The organism is uncultured Brachyspira sp., from assembly GCF_910578695.1.
Lineage (GTDB): Bacteria > Spirochaetota > Brachyspiria > Brachyspirales > Brachyspiraceae > Brachyspira.
In genome coordinates, this window is record NZ_CAJTQJ010000026.1 from 25,863 (window position 1) to 33,223 (window position 7,361).

Below are 7,361 nucleotides of genomic sequence, written 5' to 3' on the forward strand. Positions count from 1 at the left end.
TTTTATGATAAAATTAACTGATAATCCTAAAGAAAGACTGATTATAGCATTGGACTTTAATTCTATGGGGGAAGCTGTAAAACTTATAGATGAACTTGGCGATGAGGCTATGTTTTATAAAGTAGGGCTTGAGCTTTTTCTATATACTAAAGGCGAAATAATAGAATATTTAGCTAGTAAAAATAAAAAAGTATTTCTTGATTTGAAATTCCATGATATACCAAATACTACTGCTATGGCTTCTATCTTTGCTGCAAAACAAAATATATTTATGTTTAATGTGCATACAAGCGGCGGTAAAAAGATGATGGAAAAAACAGTTGAAGAGATAAAAAAATTAAATAAAGATAATCTAATAATCGGAGTAACAATACTGACAAGTCTTTCTGAAAATGATGTAAAAAATATATTCAGTTCAAATTTAGCATTAACAGATTTGGCAGTTAATTGGGCAAAACTCGGAAAAGAGGCAGGACTTGACGGAGTGGTATGCTCTCCTAAAGAGGCTAAAATAATAAAAAAAGAATGCGGAGAAAATTTTAGAACAGTATGTCCGGGAGTGCGTCCTAAATGGGCTGGTACTGATGATCAAGAAAGAATAATGACTCCTAAAGAAGCTATAGAAAACGGCTGTGATTATCTTGTTGTAGGAAGACCTATTACAAGAAGCGAAGATAGAGTAAAAGCATGCAAAATGATTGCAGAAGAAATTGCCGAAGGCATAGCAAATAATAAAAAACTTAAAGCAAAATTAATATCCGAAGTATTATTAGAAACTCAGGCTGTAAAAATTAATGTAAAAGAGCCTTTCACATTTGTATCAGGTATAAAAAGCCCTATATATTGTGATAATAGATATGTTATAGGTTTTCCTAAAGCAAGACAAATTATAGTTGATGCTTTTGTAAACTTACTTAAAGATAAAGAATTTGATATAATAGCAGGAACAGCAACTGCAGGAATACCTTGGGCTTCTTTCATAGCCTATGAATTAGGCAAGCCTCTTTGTTATATTAGAACAGAAAAAAAAGAACATGGCAGAGGCAGGCAAATAGAGGGAGCTGAATGCGAGAATAAAAAATTGATATTAATAGAAGATTTGATTTCTACAGGAGGAAGTTCAATAAAAACTTTTGAAGCTGCAAAAAATGAGGGGGCTGAAGTACTTGAAATTATATCAATATTTTCTTATGAATTTGAAAAAGCATATAAAAATTTTGAAGAAGCAGGAATTAAATTTTCATCTCTCTCTAATTTTTCATCTCTTATGGAAACGGCAAAAGATGAAAAATACATAACAGAAGAAGAATTATCTAAAGCTTTGGAATGGAATAAAAATCCTGATTACTGGGGCAAATAAAAATATATAATAATAATAATAAAAATATAATATTAAGAATAATAAAATAAAATCAAGGGATTTTACTCTTGCTTATAAAATTACTTTATAAGTTTTCTCATATACCTAAAGAAATCATCTTTTTCTTTAGGAGAAATCATACAGGTACTTAAAAATACTTCCATAATCTCCTGATTAACACTTCCCATAGCAGCCTTAACTGCTAAAGACTGATTAAGTATATCTCCGCAGTACTCTCCGTTAGCAAGCATTTTCTTCATTCCCTTAATCTGACCTTCTATACGGTTTAATCTTATAATGAGTTTTTTTCTTCTTTCTACAGCCTCTTCTCTGTCAAATTTGGAAACTTTGCTGTCATCTCCAAAATGCTTATTCCAAGCCTTTAATCCGCCCTCCAATACATAAATATTTGTAAATCCTTCTTCTTTCATATATTCTGCAGCTTTTATACTCAATTTGCCTACAGAACAATACAGCATATAAGGGGCATTTTTATCTAATTTAGATATCTCTCTTTTAAATACTCTTGGCTTAAGGAAATCCATAGAAATAGAATCTTCAATCATACCTTCATAATTATGCTCCATTTCCGTTCTAACATCTAATATAATTATATTATCAGTATTATCAATAATTTCACATAACTCCAAAGGAGGCAGTATTTCTAAGTCATTCTCTATTAACATATTTCAGTCCTTGTAAAAAGTATATACTCTTGCATACATTATATAATATAATACAAAAAAAATAAATTTTATAAAGTATTTTTTAATAAAAAAAATATGTATTATTAATAATAATAAAAAAAGGGCTATTTCATAAAAAATAGCCCTTTTATTATATGGTATACAGAAATAAAATTATCAAAAATATTTTGTTAATATAGGTTTTCTTCCGGTAGTTTTATCATTATAATACTCATACTGAGATAATCCTATAAATCCTCCTGAAACATTAATAACATTATCAAACCCCATATTCTGAAGTATTTTGCATGCAGTATAGCTAGTTAACCCTGTTCTGCAAGTTACATAAACAGGTCTGTCTTTAGGCACTTCATTATATCTGCTTCTTAAAGCACTCAATGGTATATTAACTGCCTTTTCTAAATGTCCTGCTGCAAAATCTTCAGGAGGTCTTACATCTAGGAAATAAGCATCTTTTTCAACTAACTCTCTCACCTGACTATAATGAACCTGTCTGTAATCTCCGTTTCTCAAATTTGAAGCAACATATCCTGCAAAATTAACAACATCTTTAGCAGTACCGAATGAAGGAGCATAGCATAATTCTAAATCTTTCAAATCATCTATAGTGCCTCCGAATTTTATTGCAGAAGCTATAACATCTATTCTTTTATCAACATTTCCCTTTCCTATAGCCTGAGCACCTAATATTTTTCCTGTAGGAACTTCATATATAAGTTTGAAATGCATTAATCTGGAAGAAGGCATAATAGATACTCCGTCAAAAGGAATAATTTCAACCGTATCATATTTTATATTTAAATTCATAGCCTTTATTAAACCTTCAGAAAGCCCTGTAGCAGCACCATTATAATTGAATACTTTAATAACCGATGAGCCTATAAATCCCCTATTATCAACAGTTCTTCCATTGATATGATCAGCAGCAGCTCTAGCCTGTTTCTGAGCAGGTCCTGCTAAAGCCAATTTGAAATAATCATTAAATAAAGGATTATAAACTTCTATAGCATCTCCAACAGCATATATATCTTTATCATTAGTTCTATAATTAGAATCTGTTTTTATAGCCCCTGTTTTTCCGAGTTCTATTCCAGCTTTAACTGCAATATCAGTTTCAGGCACAACACCTATAGCAAGAACAACAGCATCAGCTTCTATCTTTTTACCAGAACCTAAAATAACAGTATTAACATCAAAACTCTCAACCTTATCATTAACTATTAAATCAACTCCGTTATCTATTAATTCTCTATGAAGTATTTGAACCATATCATAATCAAAAGGCTTCATTATCTGAGGCAATGCTTCTACTATAGTTACACCATATCCTGCATTCTTTAAATTCTCAGCCATCTCAATGCCGATAAATCCTCCGCCTATAACAGCAACTTTAGCATCTTTTTTTCCCTTCAAAAAAGAATGTATTCTGCTTATATCAACAACATTTCTTATAGTAAATATATTAACCTTTTCTATTCCTTTTATATCAGGAACTATAGATTTAGCCCCCATAGAAAGTATAAGTTTATCATAGCTTTCTTTATACTCTTTTCCTTCGCATACAACAGTAACTTCTTTTTTATCTCTATCTATAGCTATAACCTCGCTGTTAATTCTAGCATCAATATTAAACTGCTTTAAAAATTTCTCAGGCGACATAAGAAGCAAAGTTTCTTCATTAGCTATAAGTCCTCCCATATAGTATGGAAGAGAACAATTAGAAAAAGATACATGAGGACCTCTTTCAAATATTATTATTTTATCTTTTTCATTTAATCTTCTAAGTCTTGCAGCCGCAGAAGCTCCGCCTGCAACACCGCCTACTATTAATATTTTTTTCATAAATAAGAAACCTCTCTGCAATATAAAATAGCATATAAATACATATACCTAGTATATGTATAATATATAAAAAAATTATATACAATATATATAATAAGTCAATATGTATATATAAAAATCTTTAATAATAAATATATTTATTATTGTAAAATTTGTACTAATATTTATGATTAACAATATATATTCCGATATTATATGTATATAAAGTCTTTGGAGGTTTTAAATGGGTGTTTCATTAAACTCTATTTATTCATCTGAAATGTTTCCATTGACTAGACATATGACTTCTGCGGGATTAAATGTTTATAATTCTTCTGCTTATAGTTCAGCTCAGTCTGCAGGCAAGGCTGTAAGTATAGTTACTCCTCAGGGTTCATCTGTCTCAATAAATAACAATGTTGGAAAGATTTTAGATGTATATGCTTAATAATTACCTATGACCAATTATGTAAATATTTTTTATATAAAAAATAAAAAAACATAATTGGTTATTTTTTTAGTCAAAAATATATTATGTAAACATTTTTATTATCATAATATGTTCAATAAAGTTTATTTTTTAATATTTTATTAATTTAATATTACAATTATAAAACAAATTTGTTATACTAAATATAATGTTTTATGGAGGGGAAGTATGGATATTTCAGCTTATAATTCTTATTCTGCTGCAATGCTTAAACAAGATGTTTCTTTAAGTATGATAAGAAAAACATCAGATATGCAGGCTCAGGCTGTTGACAAAATTATGACAAGTGTTCAGCCTCAAGCTGTATCTGCACCTATTAGACCTGGTGTAGGTGAAAGATTAAGCACTTATGCTTGATTGAAACAATATTTTTTATAGCTGCTCATAGTTAGCAGCTTTTTTATTTAAAAATTTAGTACAGCACACCTATTATAAGATACCAAAAATATACTTTTTTAACTAATAATCAAATTATAAATTGTTTTTTTTAATAAAATTTTTGTATACCATAAATAAATATACATAAGTATAAATGGAGTTTTTATAATGGAAACAGAAGCTGTATTAAAAAATTTAGGGCAGAATATAAGAGAATTAAGAAAAAATAAAAAAATGACTATAGATGAATTAGCTGAAAAATCTTCGCTTTCTGGTAAATATTTACAAGGTGTGGAAGTAGGAAATAGAAACATATCTATTAAAAATTTAAATAAAATTTGTAAAGCATTAGAAACTTGCCCTGATATATTAGCCGTACAATTTAAAAACCTCAGAAGAAAAAATATTTGCAATACTAGAAAAACTTAAAAGATTTGAAGAAAATAAATTAGATTTTATAGGAAATATAATAGATAATTTAAATGATATAATAAAAGACAGCGAAAAAAATAAATAAAAGTTATAATAATTATCTTATACTAAATTCACATCCGCAATAATTCTGTCTATAAAGCCCTGCTTCATTAGCTATTATATTAGTTTTTTTAAATCCTTCTTTTTTCTTAAAATCAAAATGCAGATATTTTATTTTTTTATACTCATCTGATAAACTATTGCCTATAGCCTCAATAATTTTACTGTTTTTATGAGGGCTTACAGTCATTACAGTAGCAACATATTCAGCATTAATACTAGAAGCATATTCAAAAGCCTTTCGCATTCTATGTTTAAAACAAATACTGCATCTTGCACCTTTTTCAGGTTCATTTTCAAAACCCTTTATATCATTATACCAATTTTCTAAATCATTATCCTCTTCAGCTACATAAATTTTTATACCTAATTTTTCAGCATAATTGATAAACTCATCTCTTCTTCTCTCATATTCTAAAATAGGATATATATTAGGATTATAAAAATAAAATATGGTATCATAATCTTCAAGTATAGTACGAGGATAACTCATACAAACGCCGCAGCAAGTATGCACTACTAATTTTTCTTTCATAAAATAAAAACTACCTCAAATAAAAAATCATCTCTTACTAGCTTTTAAAGTAATAGTTTTATCATCAAAACTTCTTATTATTATTTGATACCCCATATTTCCAGCTTTTGAATTGATATCGACAGCCAAATCTCTGCTGCTTCCTACATAAGTTACAACATATTTGGAAGATTCTCCTGATACTCCTCTATTATAAACACTTTTTAAGCCGCCTATATTCTTTTTCAAAGCATCTTCAAAACCTATAGCCTCATCAAAATTAAGCCCATTAACATATATAGTATACTCTGTACCATTTTGAACTTCATTCTGCCATTTTTTTACTATCTGATTAATAAAATCATCTGATAAATAATCTGCCGATTTAACCAAGGCTATGGAATGTGCATCCCTGTCGCTTCCGCCTACACCTCCAGCCTGATGCGTAGCCCTTGCTATAACAGTATAATCGGATATATTGATTGCTGTGATTGCTACATCGCTTCTATAACTTTTCATAGCTGTACCTTGTATAGATGTAAAAAATGATGCATTTGCTTTACCTATTATCGCTATTTGCGCCCCTGTAGCAGCAGCTATTTTTTTTATAGAATCTGATGAATTATAGCTTTTTGTATCTTCATAAGTAATATTTTCTTTTCTCATTACGCTTTTTAATGATGAACCGCTTACAAATTTAAATCCTTTCTCGCTCATATTTTTTTCTAATTCCACATTAAATGATTCGCTAAGCTCTCCTGTTTCATCTGTAACAAGAACAACTATAAGAGGCATATTCTTTCTGTCCATCAATATTCCCATAGCCTGAAGATTATCCTGTATCATATCAACACCAACTGTAGCCTCTATTTTAGAATACCAAACAGAACCTGATTTAGCTATATTAATAACTTTATATGATGATATATAGCCTGTAGTATTATCATATATTTTAGAACTTATAAGTCTGTTATTTTCAACTAAAGTACTGCTTTGAATTATAGAGCCTACAGCCTGTTCTACAGCATTTCTTTTAGCACTCTCAATAGCTCTCTCTATAGCATTAGCCTCACCTCTTCCATCAGCAGATGAATAGCCTTCTGCAATTATTTTTCTTGTTTTTCCGCCTTTAAAATCAGGATTTTTCCAATTATTAACTATTCCAATCTCTCCTGTTTCCTCTCCAACATATACTCCGCTGTTTGGTATATTTTTTGAAGCTGAAGCACAGGATATAAAAAATATAAATATAAATATATATAACTTACTTAGTAAATATTTCATATTATCATAAACCTCTGTTAATTATAAAAAATTGTCTGCTGTTAAAAAAAATATATACAATTTTTATTAATTAAATATAATACTTTCGGCATATATTCTATAATAAAGTTATATTTTTTCAAGAAAGAATTTAATATAAAGAATTGAATTCATTAAGATTTTTTAATATTGAATAAATAAAGCATAAAATTTTATATTTATTATTACTAAATTAAAGTTTTTCTATCTCATCTAAACTTAAACCTGTAAGCCTAGATATAAGATTAATATCCA

General features: G+C 28.7%; 8 protein-coding genes. 4 read left to right on the forward strand and 4 right to left on the reverse strand.

Going from position 1 to position 7,361, the window contains the following annotated elements:
* Nucleotides 1–4 precede the first annotated feature (4 nt).
* Nucleotides 5–1,360, forward strand: a complete 1,356-nt coding sequence (pyrF, locus tag QZ288_RS08015; RefSeq protein WP_295157435.1) for an orotidine-5'-phosphate decarboxylase — start codon at nucleotides 5–7, stop codon at nucleotides 1,358–1,360.
* An 80-nt stretch (nucleotides 1,361–1,440) separates the two neighbouring features.
* Here pyrF and QZ288_RS08020 read toward each other — a convergent pair whose 3' ends face one another.
* Complete coding sequence (locus QZ288_RS08020; RefSeq protein ID WP_295157438.1) at nucleotides 1,441–2,046, reverse strand: metal-sensing transcriptional repressor; 606 nt, start codon at nucleotides 2,044–2,046, stop codon at nucleotides 1,441–1,443.
* A gap of 177 nt (nucleotides 2,047–2,223) precedes the next feature.
* Nucleotides 2,224–3,909, reverse strand: a complete 1,686-nt coding sequence (locus QZ288_RS08025) for an FAD-dependent oxidoreductase (protein WP_295157441.1) — start codon at nucleotides 3,907–3,909, stop codon at nucleotides 2,224–2,226.
* Between the two features lie 223 nt (nucleotides 3,910–4,132).
* Here QZ288_RS08025 and QZ288_RS08030 point away from each other — a divergent pair, with 223 nt between their 5' ends.
* The 3 genes from QZ288_RS08030 (at nucleotide 4,133) to QZ288_RS08040 (ending at nucleotide 5,185) form a co-directional block, all read left to right on the forward strand.
* Complete coding sequence (locus QZ288_RS08030) at nucleotides 4,133–4,336, forward strand: hypothetical protein (RefSeq protein ID WP_295157444.1); 204 nt, start codon at nucleotides 4,133–4,135, stop codon at nucleotides 4,334–4,336.
* 210 nt (nucleotides 4,337–4,546) lie between these two features.
* Complete coding sequence (locus QZ288_RS08035; RefSeq protein WP_295157447.1) at nucleotides 4,547–4,735, forward strand: putative motility protein; 189 nt, start codon at nucleotides 4,547–4,549, stop codon at nucleotides 4,733–4,735.
* A 189-nt stretch (nucleotides 4,736–4,924) separates the two neighbouring features.
* Nucleotides 4,925–5,185 (forward strand): helix-turn-helix transcriptional regulator, encoded by a 261-nt coding sequence (locus QZ288_RS08040; protein ID WP_295157450.1) that lies wholly within the window; start codon nucleotides 4,925–4,927, stop codon nucleotides 5,183–5,185.
* Nucleotides 5,186–5,285: 100 nt separating this feature from the next.
* Here QZ288_RS08040 and QZ288_RS08045 read toward each other — a convergent pair whose 3' ends face one another.
* Both QZ288_RS08045 and QZ288_RS08050 read right to left on the reverse strand, forming a co-directional pair.
* Entirely contained in the window at nucleotides 5,286–5,825 is a 540-nt protein-coding gene (locus QZ288_RS08045) for an epoxyqueuosine reductase QueH (protein ID WP_295157452.1), read from the reverse strand.
* A gap of 27 nt (nucleotides 5,826–5,852) precedes the next feature.
* Nucleotides 5,853–7,088 (reverse strand): hypothetical protein, encoded by a 1,236-nt coding sequence (locus tag QZ288_RS08050; protein WP_295157454.1) that lies wholly within the window; start codon nucleotides 7,086–7,088, stop codon nucleotides 5,853–5,855.
* Between the last annotated feature and the right edge of the window lie 273 nt (nucleotides 7,089–7,361).

Excerpts from the sequence above, each read along its gene's own strand:
- pyrF (WP_295157435.1), top strand. The coding sequence starts at position 5 with ATGATAAAATTAACTGATAATCCTAAAGAAAGACTGATTATAGCATTG.
- QZ288_RS08020 (WP_295157438.1), bottom strand. The coding sequence starts at position 2,046 with ATGTTAATAGAGAATGACTTAGAAATACTGCCTCCTTTGGAGTTATGT.
- QZ288_RS08025 (WP_295157441.1), bottom strand. The coding sequence starts at position 3,909 with ATGAAAAAAATATTAATAGTAGGCGGTGTTGCAGGCGGAGCTTCTGCG.
- QZ288_RS08030 (WP_295157444.1), top strand. The coding sequence starts at position 4,133 with ATGGGTGTTTCATTAAACTCTATTTATTCATCTGAAATGTTTCCATTG.
- QZ288_RS08035 (WP_295157447.1), top strand. The coding sequence starts at position 4,547 with ATGGATATTTCAGCTTATAATTCTTATTCTGCTGCAATGCTTAAACAA.
- QZ288_RS08040 (WP_295157450.1), top strand. The coding sequence starts at position 4,925 with ATGGAAACAGAAGCTGTATTAAAAAATTTAGGGCAGAATATAAGAGAA.
- QZ288_RS08045 (WP_295157452.1), bottom strand. The coding sequence starts at position 5,825 with ATGAAAGAAAAATTAGTAGTGCATACTTGCTGCGGCGTTTGTATGAGT.
- QZ288_RS08050 (WP_295157454.1), bottom strand. The coding sequence starts at position 7,088 with ATGAAATATTTACTAAGTAAGTTATATATATTTATATTTATATTTTTT.